Source organism: Variovorax sp. Root411 (genome assembly GCF_001425205.1).
GTDB lineage: Bacteria > Pseudomonadota > Gammaproteobacteria > Burkholderiales > Burkholderiaceae_C > Variovorax.
The window spans coordinates 671,711-692,507 of the sequence record NZ_LMDW01000001.1 but is presented as its reverse complement, the minus strand read 5'-3'; the positions used below and the strand labels follow the sequence as shown (position 1 = coordinate 692,507).

Below are 20,797 nucleotides of genomic sequence, written 5' to 3'. Positions count from 1 at the left end.
CTCGTTGGTCAAAGGCGAGGCACGAGAACAGCCCGCCCGCGGTGGCCGCGTTGCGCAATCCAGTCGAGCGCGCCGGCCGCATCGTCGAATGCGAAGGGCCGAACGTCCAGATGCAGGCGGCCGTCGGCCAGCCTTGCGAGCAACTCGGGGGCAGCGGCGCGGCCGGCCGATTCACGCCGGAACATGTTGAGCGGCAGAAGCGCGACATCGCGTTGCAGGAAATGCGCAATGTCCAGCTGCAGCGTCGGGCCGGCGGTGTAGCCGATCAGCACCGCGCGCCCACCGGGGCGCACCGCGGGCAGGACTTTCGCAAGGACGTCGCCGCCGACGGTGTCGATGAGCAGGTCGGCGCTGGCCGCGGGCGGTGCTTCGGCATTCGCATCGACGGCCGTCGATGCGCCGCCCAGGCTGCCTGCCAGCTGCATCACGAGCGAGCCGACGGCACCGCTCGCGCCGGTCACCAGCACCTGTTCACCGGGCCGCAGCTTCGCGACGTCGTGCAGCGCCACCCAGGCCGAGGTGCATGGGGAAAAGAACGCGGCACCCAGCGCCATCGGAACGCCGTCAGGCAAGAGTCCCAACGCTTCGTCGGGCGCATCGACAAGTTCGCACCAGGTGCCATCGAAGAGCGTGCCCAGTCCGCCGCCGCGCAGCCACACGCGCTGGCCGACGTCGTAACGTTCGCTCGCCATGACGGTGCCCGCAGCCTCCACGCCGGGCGTGTAAGGCAACGGCGGGTGCCGCAGGAAACTGCCGCGCCACACGGTGCGGTCGATGTGGCCGACCGTCGCGGCTTCCATGCGCACGATGGTGCGGCCCGGCCTTGCGACGGGATCGGCCACCTCTTCCAGCACGGGGACTGCGTCGAAGCCGTGGATGCGCACGGCCTTCATGGCAGCGTCGCCAGAAAGTCGAGTACCGTGCGCGCGAAGGTATCGGGCATCTGATCGGGCAACGGCACCATGCCGCCTTCGATGTCGACGATGCGCGCGTGCGGCAAGTGATGCCGCAGCTCCGCCGCATGCGGCGCCGCGAACGGATCGTCGGTGGCGCGCACGATCAGCGTGGGCTGCGCGACGAGGCCGATCCGTTCTTCCATGCGGTACGACGCGACGGCGCGATGGCCCTCTTCGACGCGTTCGACCTTCAACGCATCGCGCACGAAGGCCTCGAGCAGTTCGGGCCGCCCCGGTGGATAGAAGCCCTGGCGCTTCTGCCATAGCGCAGCGAGATGGGAGCCATCTTCGCTCGGCGTAACTTCGTCGATGGGCGGGCGCTGCGCGCGGGCGCGGCGAAAAGCTTCGTCGGTGCAAGGCGTCGAAGACAGCACCAGGCTGCGCACGCGATCGGGAAACGCGGCTGCAAGCTCCACTGCCACGACGCCACCGGTGTGGTGGCCCACCACGTCGGCCTGCGCGATGTTCAACACGTCCAGCAGTTCGCACGCCACGCGCGCCCATTGCCCGATGCTCGCGGGCACGCCGCCGTCCGCAGAGTCGCCGAAGCCGGCGGTGTCCATCGCGATGGCCCGGCGCTGCGCGCCGATCAGCGGCAGCACGGCGCGGTACTCGGCCCAGCTGCGCGGCGACTGGTGCAGCAGCAGCACCACCGGCGCGCTGCGGTCGCCGCATTCCGCATAGTGCACCTGCCCCACCGACAGGTCGGCAAAGGCGCGGCGGATGCTCATGGCAAGGTCTCGTCGGCCGGCGCGCGCCACAGGCCCGCGTGCCGCAGTTCGCCGAGCGTGCGCGAGAGCACGTCGCGCCGGTAGGCTGCGACGTCGCGGCCCGCGTAATCGTAGAAGCCGCTGCCGCTCTTGAGGCCGAGCCGCCCCTGCTCGACCATGCGCCCGACGATGGCGGGCGCGGTGTATCGGCCTGCGTCGAGCGAGGCCGACATCTCCCGGCTCGCATGATGCAGGATGTCGCAGCCGCCGAAGTCGATGAACTCGACCACGCCGAGCGCTGCGAAACGCAGGCCGAGGCCGTAGCGCGTGGCCTTGTCGATCTCCTCGGCGGTGGCGGCGCCCTCCTCGATCATTCGCGCGGCTTCGTTCATCACCAGCGCCTGCAGGCGCGGCACGATGTAGCCGGGCGAGGCGCCGCAGACCACGGGCAGCTTGCCGATCTCTTCCATCAGCGCCTTGGTGCGCGCGAGCACGGCGGCGTCGGTGCCCGGATGGCAGCTGAGCTCCACCACCGGGATCACATAGGCCGGGTTGAGCCAGTGCATGTTGAGGAAGCGCTCTGGCAGCCGCACGAGTGCGGCCAGCTGCGTCACGAGGATGCTGCTGGTGGTCGAGGTGAGGATGGCGTTGTCGCGACAATGGCGGTTGAGATGCTCGAAAGCCTCGCGCTTGGCCTCCATGGTCTCGGGCACGCCTTCGAACACGAGTTCGGCGGCGGCGAGCGCCTGCGGCGCGGCGGCGGCGTTGACGAAATCGACGCGCGCAGCGATGCATTCGACCTGCGAGGCATCGATCACGCCAAGCTGTGCGAGACCCGAAAGGCTGGCTTCGATCTCCGCCCCGGCCTCGTCGCGCAGGCGCTGCCACGCCTCGTCGCTGCGCGGGCGCAGGTCGATCAGCGAGATGCGCCGGCCGGCATAGGCGAACGCGATGGCGATGCCGCGTCCCATGCGGCCCGCGCCGACGGCGGCGAAGCGCGGCAGCACGGCCTCATTCGCCATCGTGCAGCCTCTGCTTGAGTTGCGCCGCGCTCAGGCCGGCGAGGCCCAGGCGTTCGAAAGTGCGCGGCCCGCGCCGCAGGTCGCGGCCGAGAAAGCCGCCGACGATGGCCAGCAGGCCGTGCGCGATGGGCGCGTCCACGCCCGCATGGCGCGCAGCCGAGGCCAGGAAGGCAAGGCCGAGTTCGGTGTCCTCGGTGATGTAGCGGTGCGTGTGCAGGTCGATGTTCTCGCGCCAGTCGCCCGACTTGACGAGCTGCTTGTGCGCGTCGCCGTACATCCACTGGTCGTTGTTGTAATGGTCGGCCAGCGGATAGTGCGGCGCGCCCTGCCCGAAGGCTTCGCGCACGGCGATGCGCTCCCGGTCGAGCCGGTCGGTCACGTCGCGCACGGCGCGCTGGGTGCCTTCGTTGTGGATGTCCCAGCGCTCGAAGTGCTGCAGCGGCGCGGCGTTCATCACCATCAGCGGCGGATGGATGACGGGGCCAGCATTCATCAACGCGCCCGAGAGCGCGTCGCCGCAGCCGTGCACGGCCGGGTAGGCCTTGCGGATCACCTCGATCGCGTCGGCTTCCTTGCGCGCCGGGTAGACGCCGGTCGGCAGGCGGATGGCGCGGATGGTGACGTTCACCTCGCGTTCGCCGTGCTTGCGCGCGAGGTAGGGCAAGGTGCCGGTCTCGGCCCAGGCGACGTCGGCGCGGCTTCCGGCCTCTCTCACCGCCCTCGCCATCACGTAGCTGCCGAAGGTGCCCGGCGGCAGGAACACGACCTGGCCATCGACCAGGTGCGGCGCCATCGCGAGCGCGATGTCGTGCTGTGCGATGGCGGGCGTGGGAATGACGATCAGCTCGGCGCCCCTCAAGGCAGCGCCGATGTCGGCGGTGGCCAGCGCAATGGGCACCTCGCGGGCGCCGGCGGCGTCTTTCAGCGTGATCGCGCCGGCACGGACGACGGGCTCCAGAGCTGCGGCATCGCGGCGCCACAGGCGCACCTCGTGGCCGGTTTCAGACAGGTCGGCGGCGGCCGCATAGGCGCCATGACCACCCCCAAGAATCGCAATTTTCATGTCGAAAGCCGAAAAGCAGGTGTCGATGAACCGGTGGCCGCAGGACGGACCCGGGGAAGCAATGCGCTATTACATTACTTTTCATCGATTCAGGTGTCAATCAAATTCGACAACACCAGCCTGCTCGGAAACCCGAAATGAAAAAGCCCGCGTTCGTGAGAAGCGCGGGCTTTCGAGGGGGCGAGGCGGCGGTCAGGCCGCTCGGCAAGGATCAGCGGCTGGGCTTGAACGAGCGCTTCTGCGCGTCGCGGGGCACGAACACCTTGCCCTGGCCGCCATGGCCTGCGCCATTGCCGCGGGGCGCGAAGCCTTCACGCGGTGCGAAACCTTCGCGGGGAGCGAAGTCACGGCCACCGCCGTTGCCGCCGCCGCGCGGGGCGCTGTCGCCCCAGCCCGGCTTGCGACCGTAGCCGCCTTCGTCACGGCCGCCGCCGAAACCGGCGTTGTGACCGCCGCCATGGCCGTGGCCCTGGCCGCCGAAGCCACCGCCGCGCGGTGCCGGAGGACGCGAACCGCGGTCGTTGAAGCCGCTGGCGCCTGCGTAGTTGCTGTTGCCGCCGCCGAAGCCGCCGCCATTGCCACCGCGATGACCGCCGCCGCCGAACTTGCGGTCACGCGAATGGTTGTCGCCGCGGCCGCCGCGGAACTCGCCTTGCGGCGGGCGCGATTGCGGCATGCGCTGCTGCGGTTCCATGCCCGGCACCACTTCGGCCTTGAATTGCTGGCGGCTGTAGTGCTCGATGTCCATGATCTTGCGGCGATCGCGGAACTCGGCGAACGTGACGGCAATGCCGTCGCGGCCTGCGCGGCCGGTGCGGCCGATGCGGTGGGTGTAGTCCTCGGCCTTCATCGGCAGGCCGAAGTTGAAGACGTGGGTGATGGTCGGCACGTCGATGCCGCGGGCGGCAACGTCGGTGGCCACCAGGATCTGCACCTGGCCCTGGCGCAGCGCCATCAGGCGGCGGTTGCGCAGGCCCTGGCTCAGGGCGCCGTGCAGCGCCACGGCGCTGAAGCCGTCTTGCTGCAGGTCGTTGGCGAGGCCGTCGCACTCGACTTGCGTGCTCGCGAACACGATGGCCTGGTTGATGGTGGTGTCACGCAGCCAGTGGTCCAGCAGCTTGCGCTTGTGCTGGCTGTTGTCGGCCCAGAACAGCACTTGCTTGATGTTGGCGTGCTTTTCTTGCGGGCTGTCGATGGTCACGCGCTGCGGCTCGCGCATCACGCGCTGGGCCAGCTGCTGGATGCGCGGCGCGAAGGTGGCGCTGAACATCATCGTCTGCTGGCGCTCGATGGTGAGCTGGTTGACTTCGGCCAGGTCATCGGCAAAGCCGAGGTCGAGCATGCGGTCGGCTTCGTCGACCACCAGGAACTTGACTTGGTCGAGCTTGATTTGCGACGAGCGCTGCAGGTCGAGCAGGCGGCCCGGCGTGGCGACGACGAGGTCGGCGTTCTGCAGGCGGGCGATCTGGAGCTGGTAGGGCATGCCGCCCACCACGTTGGCGATGCGCAGGCCGCGGCAGTGGCGAACCAGTTCGATGGCGTCGTGCGCGACTTGCTGCGCGAGTTCGCGCGTCGGGCACAGGATCAGCGCGCCAGGGGTGGCGGGCTTGAAATGACGGGCGTTGGTCGGGTCCTTGCGCTTCGGCTTCTTCGGCACGGCTTCGCCGCGGGCAGCGGCTTCGGCGGCGAGGCGCTGAAATTCGGCCTTGGCTTCGGCTTCGGCTTCGGCCTGGCGCTTCAGCAGCGTGTGCAGCACGGGCAGCAGGAAGGCGGCGGTCTTGCCCGAACCGGTCTGGCTCGAAACCATCAGGTCGACGAAACGAGCGGTCTGGGCGGCGCCCTCTTGCTCGCCCATGGCGATCGGGATGACCTTTTCCTGGACGGTCGTGGGCTGGGTGAAGCCCAGGTCGGCCACGGCGGCGATCAGTTCGGGCGCGAGGCCCAGCTTGATGAAGCCGTTGGGTTGGGCGGGTTCTTCGGCCGCGGCCACTTCGGGAGCGGCTGCATCCAGCGCTTCGAGGATGGGCGATTCGGACACGGTGTCCGAAACAGCGGTGAATTCGTTATGGGTAGCGGATTGCACAGGCGCGAACTCGCCCTGCGCTTCAAAAGCGTCGGTCATGAATATCAATCTCAAACGCGAGCGCTGCCGTAGGCGGCGCCCCGTTGGTGGTTAAAAACATCAACCATCCAACGACGTTCAACTTCAGGCTGGTGCCCAAGGCTGCGGCCCTTTTTGATCAGCGAATGCGATCGGGCGCGGTGTGCAAGATAGGGAGATGCAAGAGACGCTGGCCGGGCTTGAAATACCCGCCCGATCAGCGAAGCCTGCGATTATGGCATGGACTCGGGTTTTTACCTAATTTCCGGGTTTCTCAATCCGTGAGGCGCAGGAAGGTCTCGCGGTAGTGCGCCAGTTCCTCGATGGATTCGTGCACGTCGGCCAGCGCGGTGTGCGCCTGCTGCTTCTTGAAACTGTTGTAGGCCGTGGGTTTCCAGCGCTTGGCCAGCTCTTTCAGCGTGCTGACGTCGAGGTTGCGGTAGTGGAAATACGCCTCCAGCTTGGGCATGTACTTGACCAGGAAGCGGCGGTCCTGCCCGATGGTGTTGCCGCACATGGGCGAGCCGCTGCGCGGAATGTACTTGGCGATGAATTCCAGCAGCTGCTGCTCCGCGGCGGCTTCGTCGAGGGTCGAGGCCTTCACCTTGTCGATCAGGCCGCTGCGGCCATGGGTGCCCTTGTTCCAGGCATCCATGGCGTCGAGCACGGCGTCGCTCTGGTGGATGACGAGCACAGGGCCGTCGATGCGGGGCGTGAGGTCGGGGCCGGTGACGACCACGGCGATTTCGAGCAGGAACTCTTTTTCAGGGTCGAGGCCGCTCATTTCGCAGTCGAGCCAGACCAGGTTCTGGTCGCTTTTCTTCAGGGTGGGCACTGCGGCGGGAGGCGTCGGGTCAAGGGATTCGGGCATCGCAGGATTGTCGTCGAAGGCCCGCAGCGCCAGATACCGAGGGCTAAACTCACTGCTTCATGTCCTACTCGCTCATCTTCACCCTGGCCTTTGCGGCCGCACTGGTTGCAGGCCTGATCGTGAAGTTCTGGCTCGCCTCGCGGCAGGTGCGCCATGTGGCGCAGCACCGCGGCGCCGTGCCAGCCGCTTTCACGCAGACCATCACCCTCGCCGCCCACCAGAAGGCGGCCGACTACACCATCGCCAAGGCACGCTTCGGCCTGGTCGAGATGGCCTGGAGCGCGACGCTGCTGCTGGGCTGGACCCTGCTCGGCGGGCTCGACCTGCTCAACAAGCTGCTGCTGGCGTGGATCGGCGGCGGCATGGCGCAGCAGCTGGCGCTGCTGGCCGCCTTCGCGGCCATCGGCGGCCTGCTTGAGCTGCCTTTCACGCTCTGGCAGACCTTCAGGCTCGAAGAGCGCTTCGGCTTCAACAAGATGACCTGGAAGCTCTGGCTCGTCGACACGCTCAAGTCGACGCTGCTGGGCGCGGTGATCGGCCTGCCCATCGCGGCGCTGATCCTCTGGCTCATGGGCGCGGCCGGCCAGCTGTGGTGGCTCTGGGCCTGGGGCGCATGGATGGGCTTCAACCTGCTGCTGATGCTGATCTACCCGACCTTCATCGCGCCCCTTTTCAACAAGTTCAAGCCGCTCGACGACCCCACGCTCAAGGAGCGCGTGACGGCACTGATGAAGCGCTGCGGCTTCGCAGCCAAGGGCCTTTTCGTGATGGACGGCAGCACGCGCAGCGCGCATGCCAATGCCTACTTCACGGGCTTCGGTGCCAGCAAGCGCGTGGTGTTCTACGACACGCTGCTGCGCCAGCTCAACGCCGGCGAGGTGGAAGCCGTGCTCGCGCACGAGCTCGGCCACTTCAAGCATCGCCATATCGTGAAGCGGCTGGTCGCGATGTTCGCCCTCAGCCTGGCCGGCTTTGCGCTGCTGGGCTGGGTGTCGACGCAGGTCTGGTTCTACACGGGCCTGGGCGTGCAGCCCAACATGACGGCACCCAACAGCGCGCTGGCGCTGCTGCTGTTCATGGTCGCCGTGCCGGTGTTCGGCTTCTTCGTTGCGCCGCTGCCCGCGCGCCTGTCGCGCAAGCACGAGTTCGAGGCCGATGCCTATGCGGTGGCGCAGACCAGCGGAGCCGACCTGTCGGCCGCACTGCTCAAGCTCTACCAGGACAACGCCTCGACGCTCACGCCCGATCCGGTGTTCGTCAAGTTCTACTATTCGCACCCGCCGGCTTCCGAGCGCCTTGCGCGGATGACATGACTCACCCCCAGTCTTCGCGCACTTCGTGTCGCGCGCGCCTTCCCCCTTGCAGGGGGCAACACCTGCGGCCCGGCAAAGCCGGTTCCGCGGTGTTCCGCGATCTGCCCCAAACAGGAACACCCATGAATCAGAGCATGTTCAAGCCCAAAGACTGGAAGAACCTTCCTCCCCGCAAGGCGCTGAGCGCCACCGAAATCGTTTCGGGCCTCGCCAAGCTCGACGGCTGGAAGCTCACCGGCGACGGCGCCAATGTCGCCATCGAGAAGACCTTCACCTTCGCCAACTACTTCGAGACCATCGCCTTCGTGAACGCGCTGGCTTTCGTGGCGCACACGCAGGACCACCACCCCGACCTGTCGGTGCACTACAACCGCTGCGTGGTGCGCTTCAACACGCACGACGTGGGTGGCCTGTCGGTCACCGACTTCGACTGCGCGCGCCAGGCCGACGCGCTGGTCGCCAGCCCCGCCGCATGACGGACCACGCCCTTGGCTAAGCCCGGCCGCGCCGCGCCCACGGCAACCGCTGCGAAGGCACTCCGCGAGGGCCTTGTCGTTGCCAGCCATGGACGCCACTGCCTGGTCGAAACACCCACGGGCGAACGGCTGATCTGCCATCCGCGCGGCAAGAAGAGCCAAGCCGTGGTCGGCGACCGCGTTCATTGGCAGGCCAGCGAGGACGAAGGCACCATCGAGCAGGTGCTGCCGCGGCGCAATCTGTTCTACCGGCAGGACGAGATCCGCACCAAGTCGTTCGCGGCCAACCTCGACCACGTGCTGATCCTGATCGCGGCCGAGCCGGAATTCTCCGAACATCAGCTGGCGCGCGCGCTGATCGCGGCCCAGGCCGAGCGCATCGCACCGATCATCGCGCTCAACAAGAGCGACCTGGTCGAGCCCTTCGAGCGCGCGTGGAACAAGCTGGCACCCTACCGCCGCATGCACCACGGCGTGCTGCCGCTGTCGCTCAAGGCGTCGGGCGAGGCGGACTACGCATCGCTGATGAAGCTCCTGGCCGGCAAATCCACCCTCGTGCTCGGTCCGTCCGGATCGGGCAAGAGCACCTTGACCAACCTGCTGGTGCCGGGCGCCACCGTGTTGACGCAGGAGATTTCGCAGGCGCTGAACTCGGGCAAGCACACGACCACGAGCACCACCTGGTACTGGATCGACGAGGCCCGCACCACCGGTCTGATCGACTCGCCGGGCTTCCAGGAATTCGGCCTGAACCACATCGCGCCGATGCAGCTCGCAGGGCTCATGCCCGACATCGCCGAGCATGCGAACGACTGCAAGTTCTACAACTGCACGCACCTGCACGAGCCGGGCTGCGGCGTGATCGCAAACGTCGAGACCGCGAGCGAACCGGGCGCCATCAGCGCGAGCCGCTACAGGATCTACGGCGAACTGTTCGCCGAGCTGAGCCAGAAGCGGTACTGACGCAGGGCTGCTTCAGCGCAGCCAGATCCGGTAGGACTTCCAGGTCGGGTCGAAGACGAGGTCCAGCGTCACCGGCAGGTCCATCTCGTCCTGCAGCGATTGCGCATGCGAGATGGCAGCTTCCGGATCGGCCACCTGGAAGTGCACGGTGCGAACACCCTCTTCCAGCACCACGTGCGTGCAGCAACCCGCTTCGTGCGTCTGCAGCCGCGCTGTCAGCCGGTCTTCGTGGTTGCGCGCTTCTTCCAGTTCCTCGCCTGATTCGACCGGCGTGGCGACCGACAGACGGTGGCACAGGTCGGCGCGCCCCACCAGTGCGGTGGCCGCGTCATTGCGCATGACGATCACCTCGACCTCGCGGCCGTCTTCGGCCTCGCGCGTCGCGCTCACGCCCGACCACGCGTGCTCGCCCGGAGGAAACACACCGGTGTGGCCAAGCTCGTCGCGCCAGCAGGCGTCGAACAGCGGCACGAAATCGTCGAGTGGCACGCCATCGAAATCCGCCTGCGCATCGACCTCGACGTGGTCGACCGCCCCGACTTTCACCGCAAAGTCGTACTCGCCCAGGATGTGGTCGAGCATGATGAGGCTCATGTGGCGCGCGTGGTCCTGCATGTCCATCGGAATGGGCTTGGCGAAGCCGATCTCCAGCGCCACCCGGCCCCGGTAGGGCTCATGCTTCACGAGGACTTCGGAGCTCGCCAGTTCGAAGTCGTCCATGCGCATGCCGAAACCATCGCTCGAACGCTGGCGGAAAGCCTCCACCTCCAGCTGCGGCAGCCTGGGGCTGCTTTGCACCAGCGCCATCAGGTCCTCGAAGTCGTCCACCGAACCATGCGCGGTCAGCACGAGCTTGAACGCGGGCGGCTCGCCCGCCACCTCGGCCGACAACCGGGGATAGAAAGGCTCCAGCAGTTCGTTGAGCCCCTCCATCAGTTCACGGGCAGGCAGGGCGCGAAGGCTCTCGAGCCGATCGCTCACTGCTTGCCAGAAGCCTGCGCAGGCCGCCGCGCGCGGGTCGGTGTCGTGGGTCGGCATCGCCAGGGTTCCTTCAGGGAGTCGAGTCAAGAATGTCCTGCAGGCGCTGCACGAGCAAGCTGCATTGCTCGCGCGTGCCGATGCTTATGCGCAGGTACTGCGCGATGCGCGGCTGCCTGAAGTGCCGCACCAGCACCGCGCGCTCGCGCAGCAGGGCCGCCAGTTCGGCCGCATCGCGCTGCGGATGGCGCACGAAGATGAAGTTGGTCTGCGACGGCAGCACCTCGAAGCCCAGGTCTTCGAGCTGGAGGGCGAGGCCCTCGCGGGTGTCGACGACCTTGTCGCGGGTGCTGCGAAACCAGTCTTCGTCTTCCAGCGCGGCCACGGCACCGGCCGAGGCCAGGCGGTCGATCGGGTACGAATTGAAGCTGTCCTTCACGCGCACCAGCGCGTCGATCAGGTGCGCCTGGCCGCAGGCGAAGCCGACCCGCAGGCCGGCCAGCGAGCGCGACTTGGAAAGGGTCTGCACCACCAGCAGGTTCGGGTACTTGCCAATCAGCGGCAGCGTACTCTCGCCGCCGAAATCGACGTACGCCTCATCGACCAGCACCACGCGATCGGGGCAGGCTTCGAGCAGTTGCTCGACGCGCGCGAGCGGCAGCCCGATGCCGGTCGGCGCGTTCGGGTTCGCGATCACGACGCCCGCACAACCCTTGCGGGCGCGCGCCGCGAGGGCATCGACGTCGATGCGCAGGCCGTCGTCGACCGGCTGCAGCTCGCACGCGATGCCATAGAGCTGCGCATAGACCTTGTAGAAGCTGTAGCTCACGTCGGGCATCAACAGCGGCTCGGCCTTCTGGAAGAACGCGAAGAAGGCGTGCGCGAGCACCTCGTCCGAACCATTGCCCGCGAACACCTGATCGACTTGCAGGCCGTGCCGCCGTGCCACTGCTTCGCGCAGCGCGAGCGAGGTGGGATCGGGATACAGCTCCAGGCCGTTCTCGGCCGCACGCCGGATAGCCTCGATGGCGAGCGGCGACGGCGGGTACGGGTTCTCGTTGGTGTTGAGCTTGACGAGGTTCGCGATACGCGGCTGCTCGCCGGGCACATAGGGTTCGAGCGCGCCGATGCGCGGGCTCCAGAAAGCCGGAACGGGATTTGCCATTGGGGTTCTTTTTTGCTCAGCCCAGCAGGCGAGCCAATGTGAGCAAGGCCAGCAGCACCATCCACATCACGACCGAGCGCCAGACCAGGCCCACCACGCTGCGCAGATGACCGGGCTCGGGCTCGCGCCCCGGCGTGCTGCCGCTGTCGGTGCGGCGGCCATCGGCCAGCGATTCGCCGGCCTGTGCGCGGGGCAGCGGATCGGCAACCGGGATCGGACTCAGCGAGCCGCCGCCCAGGCGCACGTTGACCGCACCCGAGGTGGCCGCAAGGATCACGCCGTCGTTCTCGTTGGGAAAGCGCTGTGCGTCGTTGCGCCAGCAATCGATCGCTTCCTCGAAGCTGCCGACCACCGCGAAACCCAGCGCCGTGATGCGCGCGGGCAGCCAGTCGATCGCATGCCAGGCGCGGTCCGCGGCCTCTTGAACCGAGACGCTCGACGGCTGCACCGCGGCGCCGTTCTTGTGCGCCCAATAGCGCGAGACGAACTCGCTCATGCGATAGAACACCGCGCCCGCCGGCCCGAGGCCGATGGCCGCGACGATCGAGAACCACGCGAGCACGCCGAACACATGGCGATGCGCGGCGATCACCGAATGCTCGATGACGTGGCGCACGATCTCGCTGCGCGGCAGGTCGGCCGCGTCGACGCCCTGCCAATGCGCGAGCAGCGAGCGCGCGAGCGGCTCGTCGCCTTCGTCGAGCGCATCGCGGATGTCGGTGAAGTGGTGGCTGAACTGCCGGAAGCCCAGCGTCACGTAGAGCACCGCGATGCTCCAGAGCACCGCGAAGGGCAGCCCCAGCGTGAGCACAAGCAGCCAGTGCACGCCCAGCGCGCCCAGCGTGGGCACGAACACCGCGAGCCCCCAGGCGATCCATCCATGATGCGGCTTGCCCGCGTCGAAGTTGCGGCTGGTCCAGCGTGTCCACGCCAGCACCGCGCCATACACGGGATTGTGCGGGCCCAGCGGCCGCACCTGCTCGATCAGCAGCGCGCACAGGATGGCAAAAAAGCTCATCCTTCGATGATAGCGAGGGCGCCTGGAGATTCAGGCGGGATTCAGGCGCTCAGGAAACGGTAAAGATTGCGCAGCATGCCGGCGGTCGCGCCCCATACGAAGCGCTCGTCGGCACCGTCCTGGTAGGGCATCGAGTACCACTGGCGCCGGGTGCCATCGGGCGCGGGCACGGTGTGGTGGCGGTGGTTGGCGGGGTCCATCAGCCACGCGAGCGGCACCTCGAAGGCCTCCGCCACTTCGTAGGGATTGATGGTGAGCTCGAAGTCCGGTTGCACCAGCGCAACCACGGGCGTCACGATGAACGAGGTCACCGTCGTGTAGGTCGGCAGGTTGCCGAGCACTTCGATGTATTGCGCAGAAAGGCCAACCTCTTCCCAGGCCTCGCGCAATGCGGCTGCCGCGATGTTGGCGTCCTCCGGATCGACACGGCCGCCGGGAAACGCAACCTGCCCCGAATGGGTCGATAGGTTCGAGGTGCGCTCCGTCAGCAGCACGGCCGCGCCCTGCGGACGCTGCACGATCGGTACCAGCACCGCGGCCTGCGCGGGAATGCGATCGGTCATTCGCGGTTCGTGGCGCAGCTCGGGCGTCCAGTCGGGCGGCGTGGCGAAACGCGCCCGCAATGCCTGCGCCGTCAGCTGCGCAGGCGGCACTGCCGGCAATCCCTCGGCTCCGGCCACGAAAGGCGCCTTGCGCGGGTCGAACTGCAGCAGCGCGGGCGGCACCACGGCATTGACGGGTTCGACGGAGGTGGCCTGCAGGGGAGCGGATGAGTTGGTCAAGAGATGAAAGGTACCGGAGCGGATGGAAGAAGTAGAGCGGAAAAATGGAAAGTTGTCTTTGAGCGGGAGCAAGAATGCAAAAAGCCGCCAGAGCGGCGGCTTTTCTTGCACGAAGGCGAACTGCTTACTTGGCAGCAGCCGTCGACTTGCTCGGCAGCTTTTCCTTGATGCGTGCCGAACGGCCGCTGCGTTCGCGCAGGTAGTACAGCTTGGCGCGGCGCACATCGCCGCGGCGCTTGACTTCGATGCCGGCGATCAGCGGGCTGTAGGTCTGGAACGTACGCTCCACGCCTTCGCCGCTGGAGATCTTGCGCACGGTGAAGCCGCTGTTGAGGCCACGGTTGCGCTTGGCGATCACGACGCCTTCGTAAGCCTGCACGCGCTTGCGGGTGCCTTCGACGACGTTCACGCTGACGATGACCGTGTCACCGGGCATGAAGGCGGGGATGGTCTTGCCGAGGCGGGCGATTTCTTCCTGCTCGAGGGTCTGGATGAGGTTCATGATTTCCTGATGTCGATCGTGCCGGGCTACACAAAAGGCGCCTTGGACTTTCGCGGAACAACCGCAAGAAGACCGGGCGCGGCCGGGCAGAGGATCGGGGAACCGGGAATTATAGCTTTTTTTTCAGCGCGGCCTCATCGGCCTTGCCAAGACGCCCCGCCGCCCGCGCCGCATCGATCAGCTCGGGGCGCCGCGCAGCCGTGATGGCCAGCCGCTGGTCGCGCCGCCAGCGCTCGATCTGGGCATGATGGCCCGAGAGCAGGGGCGCCGGCACGCCCTGCCCGTTCCATTGCTCGGGCCGCGTGTAGTGGGGGCAGTCGAGCAAGCCGTCGAGCGCTGGATTGAAGCTGTCCTGCACGTGGCTGGCCACGTCGCCCAGCACGCCCGGCTGCAGCCGGGCCACGGCATCGAGCAGCGCCATGGCAGCGATTTCGCCGCCGGACAGCACGAAATCGCCAAGGCTGACCTGATGGGTCACGCGCGCGTCGATGAAGCGCTGGTCAATGCCTTCGTAGCGGCCGCAGATCAGCACCGCACCCTCGCTCGCCGACCAGCGCTCGACCGATTCATGGCGCAATGCCTCGCCGATGGGCGAGAACAGCACCACGGGAGCTTCGGCGCCGCGCGCCGCCAGCGCCGCATCGAGGCAGGCCGCGAGCGGCTCCGCCATCATCACCATGCCCGGACCGCCGCCGAAGGGACGGTCGTCCACGCGCTTGTAGTTGCCCTGCGCGAAGTCGCGCGGATTCCACAGAACGACTTCGACCTGCTTCGATTCGTAGGCGCGGCGCGTCACGCCGCTGGCCATGAAAGGCGCGAACAGTTCGGGAAACAGGGTGATGACGTCGAAGCGCATGCCGCGCGAGCGCCGTTCAGTATTCGGGTTGCCAGTCGACCGTGATGAGCCGGCCGGGCAGGTCGACCTTGTCGACGAAGACCGAGACGAAAGGCACCATGCGTTCGATGGCCTTGCCGTCTTCTTCGGCGGTCAGCACCAGCGTGGTCTGCGGACCGGTCGCGAGCAGTTCGCGCACCGCGCCGAGCACGACGCCTTCGCGGTTGACCACCGACAGGCCAATGAGGTCGACCCAGTAGTACTCGTCGTCGCCGGCCGTTGGAAAGCTCGAACGCGGCACGAACACGCGCGCACCGCGCAGCGCCTCGGCTGCGTTGCGGTCTGGCACATCGTCGGACGTGGCGACGATGCAGTCGGAATGTTCCTTGGCTTCGCGGATCGCGAGCCGGAAAGCGCCGTTCGCAGAAGCTCCGGGAGCTTGCAGGAACCAGCGCTTGGAAGAAAAAAGCGCCTCGGGCTGGGCGCTGTGGGGCAGGACCTTGAACCAGCCCTTGATGCCCCATGCATCGGCGATGCGCCCTACTTCAATCGCATCCGCCGGCAATTCGGCGGTTTCGAGTGCGGGCAGCATCGCCGTGCGGGACGGCTTAGGCAGCCGCCTTGGGAGCTGCTGCTGCAGCTTGCTTGATGATGCGCAGAACGGTGGGCGAAGCTTGTGCGCCAACGCTCTTCCAGTACGCCAGGCGGTCCTGGGCGATACGGATGCTTTCTTCGTTTTCCTTGGCGGTCGGGTTGTAGAAACCCAGGCGCTCGATGAAACGGCCATCGCGGCGAACGCGCTTGTCCGACACGACGATGTTGAAGAACGGACGGCCTTTGGAGCCGCCGCGGGAGAGTCGAATGACGACCATGATTTATCCTTGGGTGGTCAGCAGGCCTTGTGGATGAAGAAAAGGCCCGCTCACAATGTTCTTCCAGCGTCGAGACACGCGACATGGCCACCCGGCCAGCGACACGCTGAAAAGCCTACGATTATAGCCCGTCCCGCGTTTTCTCCGAATTCCGGCCTTGCGCCACCCGCTTCCACACGCATGCCCCTCGCCATCCGCCCCAGCCGCGAAGAAGACATCGCAGCCATCACCGCAATCTATGCCCATCACGTGTTGCACGGTACCGGCACCTTCGAAACAGAGCCTCCCTCCCCTGCCGACATGAGCGCCCGGCGTGCCGATGTGCTGGGCAAGAACCTGCCGTACCTCGTGGCCGAAGAAAATGGCGAAGTGTTGGGTTTTGCCTACTGCAACTGGTTCAAGCCGCGCCCGGCCTACCGTTTTTCGGCCGAAGACTCGATCTACATGTCGGAGTCAGCACGCGGCAAGGGCCTGGGCGCCAAGCTGCTCGCAGCGCTGTCGCAGGCCGCCGAAGCGGCGGGCGTGCGCAAGCTGATCGCGGTGATCGGCGACTCGGCCAATGCGGGCTCGGTCGGCGTGCACCGCAGCCAGGGCTTCACGCACGTGGGCGTGCTGAAAGACTGCGGCTGGAAGTTCGGCGAATGGCGCGACGTCGTATTGATGGAGAAAGTGCTTGGCGAAGGCAGCACCACCCGCCCCGAGTGACACCCGAATGAAAAACAAGACCACCGCCGCCTGGCTTTCCTTCCTCGGAGGCCCACTGGGCCTGCACCGCTTCTACCTGCGCGGGATGGGCGACTGGTTCGGCTGGCTGCTGCCCATCCCCACGGCACTGGGCATCTACGGCATCGAGCGCGTGCGCATGTACGGCGTGGACGACGGGCTGAGCTGGGCGCTGATCCCGCTGCTGGGCTTCACCATCGCGGGCTGCGCGCTGACGGCCATCGTCTATGGCCTGATGACGCCCGAAAAGTGGAACGCCCGCTTCAACGCAAGCGCGCCGGCCGACGCCGCGCCGGGCCAGACGAACTGGCTCACGATCGGCGCCGTGGTGCTGTCGCTCTTCTTCGGCAGCACGATCCTGATGGCCAGCATCGTGTTCAGCTTCCAGCGCTACTTCGAACACCAGATCGAAGAGGGCCGAAAAATATCCCAGTAGCGGTCAGAACGCCTGCAGGCTGATCCAGTAGGCAATCGCGGCGACGAAGGCCGAAGCGGGGATCGTGAAGATCCACGCCCACACGATGTTGCCCGCCACGCCCCAGCGCACCGCGCTCGCACGCTGCGCGGAACCGACGCCGACAATCGCGCCGGTGATGGTGTGGGTGGTCGACACCGGAATGCCCAGCGCCGTCGCGAGGAACAGCGTCAGCGCCCCACCGGTCTCGGCGCAGAAGCCGCCGACGGGCTTGAGCTTGGTGATCTTCTGGCCCATCGTCTTCACGATGCGCCAGCCGCCGAACATGGTGCCCAGCGCGATCGCGGCGTAGCAGCTCACGATGGTCCAGGTCGGCGGGCTCGCGTCGCCGGCGTTGGCATAGCCGGTGGCAATCAGCAGCATCCAGATGATGCCGATGGTCTTTTGCGCATCGTTGCCGCCGTGGCCCAGGCTGTAGGCGCCGGCCGAAACCAGCTGCAGCCGCCGGAACCAGCGGTCCACCCGCGAAGGCGTGGCACGCCGGAAGCCCCATGCCACCAGCACCATCATCATGGAACCCAATACGAATCCGAGAAACGGTGAAACGAAGATGAAGGCCACGGTCTTCCAGATGCCGGAAGCCACCAGGCCGCCGGTGCCGGTCTTGGAAATCACCGCGCCCACGATGCCGCCGATCAGCGCATGCGACGAACTGCTCGGGATGCCGTAGTACCAGGTCACGAGGTTCCAGCTGATGGCGCCGACGAGCGCGCCGAACACCACGTGCACGTCGACCACCCCCGGCTGGGCGATGCCCTTGCCCACGGTGGCCGCCACGCTCAGGTGGAAGACGAAGATCGCGACCAGGTTGAAGAAGGCCGCGAACACCACCGCCTGCCCCGGCTTGAGCACCCCGGTGGACACCACCGTCGCGATCGAATTGGCGGCGTCGTGAAATCCGTTCATGAAGTCGAACAGGATCGCGAGCGCGACCAGCACTATCACCACCCAGAGGGCGACCTGAACCGTTGCCATCGGTCGCTACCCGCTCAGGAATTCTCGAGGACGATGCCCTCGATCACGTTGGCCACGTCCTCGCACTTGTCGGTGATCGTTTCCAGCAGCTCGTAGATCGCCTTGAGCTTGATCACCTCGCGCACGTCGGGCTCCTCGCGAAACAGCTTGCTCATGGCGCTGCGCATCACGCGATCGGCGTCCGACTCGAGACGGTCGATTTCCTCGCAGGTCTTCAGCGTGGCCTCGGCCACGGCCGGGTCGGCGATCTTGCCGAGGAACTTGACGGCGTCCTTCAGGCGGTCGCAGCACTTCACGCTCAGGGCCGTAAGGCGCACGATTTCGTCGGTCATGTGGCGCACGTCGTACAGCGCCATGGTCTCGGCGGAGTCCTGGATCAGGTCGGCCACGTCGTCCATCGTATTGATGAGCTTGTGGATCTGCTCGCGGTCGATGGGCGTGATGAATGTCTTGTGGATCAGCCGGTTGACGTCGTGCGTCACGCGGTCGGCGGCACGCTCGGCGTTGTCGACGTCGCGGTTGTACTGCTCGCGCAGGTGCACGTCGTTGTAGTTGGCGACCAATTGCTCGAACGCGCGCGCCGCCTCGACGATGCGCTCGGCGTGCTGGTTGAACATCTCAAAAAAATTCCCCTCGCGGGGCAGCAGCTTGCCGAACATGGCGCTCTCCTGGGATCTCGGGTCTCGCCCAGCCACAAACGTGTGACAGAGTCGTGAAAAACCGCGCAAGTGTAATGGGAGCCCGGAACCGGACCGCTTCGCCGGGGTTCCGGGTCCTTTGCCCGGTCAGTTCCGGATGCGTTCGATCACCTGGCCCGACACACGGGCCAGCGCAGCGCGCGGCACCTTGTCGGGCGCGATCTCGGCCAGCGGCTTCAGCACGAAGGCGCGGTCGCGCATGCGGGGGTGCGGCAGGGTCAGCTCGGGCGTGTCCATCACCGAATTGCCGTGCATCAGCAGGTCGAGATCGAGCGTGCGCGGCGCGTTGGGGAAAGCCCGCTCGCGCCCGGCCTGCGTCTCGAGGCGCTGCATGGCGACAAGCAACTGCTCGGCGTCGAGCCCGGTGCGCAAGGCCACCACGGCGTTGATGAAATCGGGGCCCGTGGCGTCGACCGGCGCGCTGCGATAGAGCGACGAGCGGGCCGTCACCTGGGTTCGCTGCAATGCGCCCAGAGCATCCATGGCCGCCTTGACGGCCGCCTGAGCATCGCCGAGGTTGGCGCCGATGGCGACGAAAGCCTGCACGGTCGGATAGTCCTCCCGCACGCGGCCCGGGGGCCGGGTGGGCGCTCGCCGTGCCGGAGGCGCGCCCCTGCCCCCCGTGGGTTTGGCCCCTGCCGGCTTGCCCGTGGGAGCACCGCTTTTCTTGCCGTCCTTCGGCTTGCCGGACGTGCTCATGCGCCTGCGGCGCTCTCGCCGCCCCCACCCGCGGAACGCGGCTTGCGGCGACGCCGGCGCTTGCGCGGCACGGCCTCGCCATCGGGCGGCACGGCGCCGGCTTCGACTTCAACCTCGTCCTCGGCGTCCGAATCGGCGTCCTGGCGCGCAACCGGCACGCTGCGCGGCTTCGGCGGCGGGGTTTCGCGCACCCGCACGCGCTGGCGCACCTTCTGCTCTTCGCGCACCTGCTCCAGCAGGTCTTGGCGGCGGAGGTCGTCGGCCGTGGTGAATTCCTGCCACCACTCGGCAATCGCCTCGCTCACCTCGCCCACGTCGGCGCGCAGGCGCATGAAGTCGAAGGCGGCGCGGAAGCGCGCCTGCTCGACCAGGCTGTAGGGCGTGGAGCCGGTGCGCTTGTCGAAGCGCGGTTGCATCATCCAGATCTCGCGCATGTCGGCGGCCAGCTTGCCGCGGCCCGAGACGTCGCCGATGCGGGCGTTGAACACGTCGTCGATGGCATCCTGCAGTGCAGGGAAAGGCGGCTGCGGGCGCTGGCCATGGCGGCCTTCCTGGCGCTGGGCCCAGCCGTCGCGCACGTCGGCCCACAGCACGCAGGCCAGCAGGAAGCTGGGCGCCACGGGCTTGCCTTCGCCGACGCGGCGATCGGTGTCCTGAAGGGCAGCCTTCACGAAGGGCTGGTCGGCGCGCTCGACCACCACGTCGAGCAGCGGATAGATGCCGCGGGCCAGGCCGAGCTTGTTCAGCTGCTCGACGGTCGCAATCGAATGGCCAGTCTGCAGCAGCTTGAGCATCTCGTCGAACAGGCGACTCTGCGGCACGTCGGCCAGCAGCTTGCTCGATTCGACCAGCGGAGCCGCAGTCTTGGCTTCCATCTTGAAGCCCAGCGCGGCGAGCTTGGCCGAGAAGCGGATGGCGCGAATGATGCGCACCGGGTCTTCGCGGTAGCGCGTGGCCGGGTCGCCGATCATGCGCAGCGTGAGCTTCTGGGCGTCCTTGATGCCGTTGTGATAGTCGACCACGACCTGGTTGGCCGGGTCGTAGTACATGGCGTTGACGGTGAAGTCGCGGCGCGCCGCGTCTTCCTCCTGCGGACCCCAGACGTTGTCGCGCAGCACGCGGCCACTGGCGTCCACCGCGTGCTTCATGCTCGCGAGCTCGCCCTTGCTGGTGCGCTCGTTGCCGGCCACCTGTTCGGCGGCGGCGTTGTCCATGTAGGCGCGAAAGGTCGAGACCTCGATCACCTCGTGCTCGCGCCCACGGCCGTACACCACGTGCACGATGCGAAAGCGCCGCCCGATGATGAAGGCGCGGCGGAACAGCGACTTGACCTGCTCGGGTGTGGCATTGGTGGCCACGTCGAAGTCTTTCGGTCGCAGCCCCAGCAGCAGGTCGCGCACCGCGCCGCCCACCACGTAGGCCTCGTAGCCGGCCTGCTGCAGCGTCGTGACCACGTTCTTCGCGCGTTCGTCGACCAGGGCCGGATCGATCTTGTGAACCTCTGCCGGCACCTCCTGGCGCTTGCCGAAGCGGCTCTTGCCCTGTGCGCTGCCGGCGTTCTTGCCGAGCAGCTTGTCGATGAATTTCTTGATCATTGTTG

Annotated in this window: 23 protein-coding genes; 5 read left to right on the top strand and 18 right to left on the bottom strand. The window is 67.2% G+C overall.

All coding sequences use genetic code 11. The annotated features are described in order from the left end of the window. Window positions 1-8: 8 nt before the first annotated feature. From ASC92_RS03145 to orn, 6 genes are all read right to left on the bottom strand, one after another. Complete coding sequence (locus ASC92_RS03145; RefSeq protein ID WP_056510210.1) at window positions 9-893, bottom strand: quinone oxidoreductase family protein; 885 nt, start codon at window positions 891-893, stop codon at window positions 9-11. Next, entirely contained in the window at window positions 890-1,687 is a 798-nt protein-coding gene (locus ASC92_RS03140) for an alpha/beta fold hydrolase (protein ID WP_056510208.1), read from the bottom strand. The genes ASC92_RS03145 and ASC92_RS03140 overlap by 4 nt, the downstream gene beginning before the upstream one ends. After that, window positions 1,684-2,688 (bottom strand): 3-hydroxybutyryl-CoA dehydrogenase, encoded by a 1,005-nt coding sequence (locus ASC92_RS03135; protein ID WP_056510206.1) that lies wholly within the window; start codon window positions 2,686-2,688, stop codon window positions 1,684-1,686. The genes ASC92_RS03140 and ASC92_RS03135 overlap by 4 nt, the downstream gene beginning before the upstream one ends. After that, window positions 2,678-3,751, bottom strand: a complete 1,074-nt coding sequence (locus ASC92_RS03130; RefSeq protein ID WP_056510204.1) for an NAD/NADP-dependent octopine/nopaline dehydrogenase family protein — start codon at window positions 3,749-3,751, stop codon at window positions 2,678-2,680. Before ASC92_RS03130 ends, ASC92_RS03135 begins: the two co-directional genes overlap by 11 nt. A 211-nt stretch (window positions 3,752-3,962) precedes the next feature. Next, entirely contained in the window at window positions 3,963-5,873 is a 1,911-nt protein-coding gene (locus ASC92_RS03125; protein WP_056510202.1) for a DEAD/DEAH box helicase, read from the bottom strand. A gap of 253 nt (window positions 5,874-6,126) precedes the next feature. Continuing rightward, entirely contained in the window at window positions 6,127-6,723 is a 597-nt protein-coding gene (gene orn / locus ASC92_RS03120; RefSeq protein ID WP_056510200.1) for an oligoribonuclease, read from the bottom strand. 59 nt (window positions 6,724-6,782) lie between these two features. Here orn and ASC92_RS03115 point away from each other — a divergent pair, with 59 nt between their 5' ends. From ASC92_RS03115 to rsgA, 3 genes are all read left to right on the top strand, one after another. Further along, window positions 6,783-8,036 carry a M48 family metallopeptidase gene (locus ASC92_RS03115; protein ID WP_056510198.1) on the top strand — a complete coding sequence of 418 codons (1,254 nt, stop codon included), beginning with the start codon at window positions 6,783-6,785 and terminating at the stop codon, window positions 8,034-8,036. Window positions 8,037-8,158: 122 nt separating this feature from the next. After that, on the top strand, window positions 8,159-8,512 hold the full coding sequence (locus ASC92_RS03110; protein ID WP_056510196.1) for a 4a-hydroxytetrahydrobiopterin dehydratase: 354 nt from the start codon (window positions 8,159-8,161) through the stop codon (window positions 8,510-8,512). Between the two features lie 12 nt (window positions 8,513-8,524). Further along, window positions 8,525-9,475: a ribosome small subunit-dependent GTPase A gene (gene rsgA, locus ASC92_RS03105; RefSeq protein ID WP_056510194.1), complete on the top strand. Its 951-nt coding sequence runs from the start codon at window positions 8,525-8,527 to the stop codon at window positions 9,473-9,475. Window positions 9,476-9,487: 12 nt separating this feature from the next. Here the strand turns inward: rsgA and ASC92_RS03100 are convergent, their stop codons facing one another. From ASC92_RS03100 to rpsP, 8 genes are all read right to left on the bottom strand, one after another. After that, window positions 9,488-10,513: a hypothetical protein gene (locus ASC92_RS03100; RefSeq protein WP_056510192.1), complete on the bottom strand. Its 1,026-nt coding sequence runs from the start codon at window positions 10,511-10,513 to the stop codon at window positions 9,488-9,490. A gap of 13 nt (window positions 10,514-10,526) precedes the next feature. Then, a complete protein-coding gene (hisC, locus tag ASC92_RS03095) occupies window positions 10,527-11,618 on the bottom strand; it encodes a histidinol-phosphate transaminase (RefSeq protein ID WP_056510190.1) in 1,092 nt (363 codons plus the stop codon). 16 nt (window positions 11,619-11,634) lie between these two features. Next, window positions 11,635-12,636, bottom strand: coding sequence for a CobD/CbiB family protein (locus tag ASC92_RS03090; RefSeq protein ID WP_056510187.1), 1,002 nt, complete (start codon window positions 12,634-12,636; stop codon window positions 11,635-11,637). Between the two features lie 41 nt (window positions 12,637-12,677). Then, window positions 12,678-13,418 carry a CoA pyrophosphatase gene (locus tag ASC92_RS03085; protein WP_056511814.1) on the bottom strand — a complete coding sequence of 247 codons (741 nt, stop codon included), beginning with the start codon at window positions 13,416-13,418 and terminating at the stop codon, window positions 12,678-12,680. A gap of 124 nt (window positions 13,419-13,542) precedes the next feature. Beyond that, entirely contained in the window at window positions 13,543-13,920 is a 378-nt protein-coding gene (gene rplS / locus ASC92_RS03080) for a 50S ribosomal protein L19 (RefSeq protein ID WP_056510185.1), read from the bottom strand. Between the two features lie 109 nt (window positions 13,921-14,029). Then, window positions 14,030-14,776 carry a tRNA (guanosine(37)-N1)-methyltransferase TrmD gene (gene trmD, locus ASC92_RS03075; RefSeq protein ID WP_056510183.1) on the bottom strand — a complete coding sequence of 249 codons (747 nt, stop codon included), beginning with the start codon at window positions 14,774-14,776 and terminating at the stop codon, window positions 14,030-14,032. Window positions 14,777-14,792: 16 nt separating this feature from the next. Then, on the bottom strand, window positions 14,793-15,347 hold the full coding sequence (gene rimM, locus ASC92_RS03070; protein ID WP_056510181.1) for a ribosome maturation factor RimM: 555 nt from the start codon (window positions 15,345-15,347) through the stop codon (window positions 14,793-14,795). A gap of 16 nt (window positions 15,348-15,363) precedes the next feature. Further along, the gene (gene rpsP, locus ASC92_RS03065) at window positions 15,364-15,627 is read right to left on the bottom strand and encodes a 30S ribosomal protein S16 (protein WP_056510179.1); all 264 of its coding nucleotides are present in this window, start codon (window positions 15,625-15,627) and stop codon (window positions 15,364-15,366) included. A 180-nt stretch (window positions 15,628-15,807) separates the two neighbouring features. Here rpsP and ASC92_RS03060 point away from each other — a divergent pair, with 180 nt between their 5' ends. Both ASC92_RS03060 and ASC92_RS03055 read left to right on the top strand, forming a co-directional pair. Next, window positions 15,808-16,332 carry a GNAT family N-acetyltransferase gene (locus ASC92_RS03060; RefSeq protein WP_056510177.1) on the top strand — a complete coding sequence of 175 codons (525 nt, stop codon included), beginning with the start codon at window positions 15,808-15,810 and terminating at the stop codon, window positions 16,330-16,332. Window positions 16,333-16,339: 7 nt separating this feature from the next. After that, window positions 16,340-16,786, top strand: coding sequence for a TM2 domain-containing protein (locus ASC92_RS03055; protein WP_056510174.1), 447 nt, complete (start codon window positions 16,340-16,342; stop codon window positions 16,784-16,786). A gap of 3 nt (window positions 16,787-16,789) precedes the next feature. Here the strand turns inward: ASC92_RS03055 and ASC92_RS03050 are convergent, their stop codons facing one another. The 4 genes from ASC92_RS03050 to pcnB all read right to left on the bottom strand — a co-directional run bounded on the left by ASC92_RS03050 (window position 16,790) and on the right by pcnB (window position 20,792). After that, window positions 16,790-17,800, bottom strand: coding sequence for an inorganic phosphate transporter (locus ASC92_RS03050; RefSeq protein WP_056510172.1), 1,011 nt, complete (start codon window positions 17,798-17,800; stop codon window positions 16,790-16,792). A 14-nt stretch (window positions 17,801-17,814) separates the two neighbouring features. Continuing rightward, the gene (locus tag ASC92_RS03045) at window positions 17,815-18,459 is read right to left on the bottom strand and encodes a DUF47 domain-containing protein (protein WP_021006205.1); all 645 of its coding nucleotides are present in this window, start codon (window positions 18,457-18,459) and stop codon (window positions 17,815-17,817) included. A gap of 126 nt (window positions 18,460-18,585) precedes the next feature. Continuing rightward, window positions 18,586-19,044 carry a 2-amino-4-hydroxy-6-hydroxymethyldihydropteridine diphosphokinase gene (gene folK, locus ASC92_RS03040; RefSeq protein WP_056511811.1) on the bottom strand — a complete coding sequence of 153 codons (459 nt, stop codon included), beginning with the start codon at window positions 19,042-19,044 and terminating at the stop codon, window positions 18,586-18,588. A gap of 149 nt (window positions 19,045-19,193) precedes the next feature. Further along, entirely contained in the window at window positions 19,194-20,792 is a 1,599-nt protein-coding gene (gene pcnB, locus ASC92_RS03035) for a polynucleotide adenylyltransferase PcnB (protein ID WP_056510170.1), read from the bottom strand. Between the last annotated feature and the right edge of the window lie 5 nt (window positions 20,793-20,797).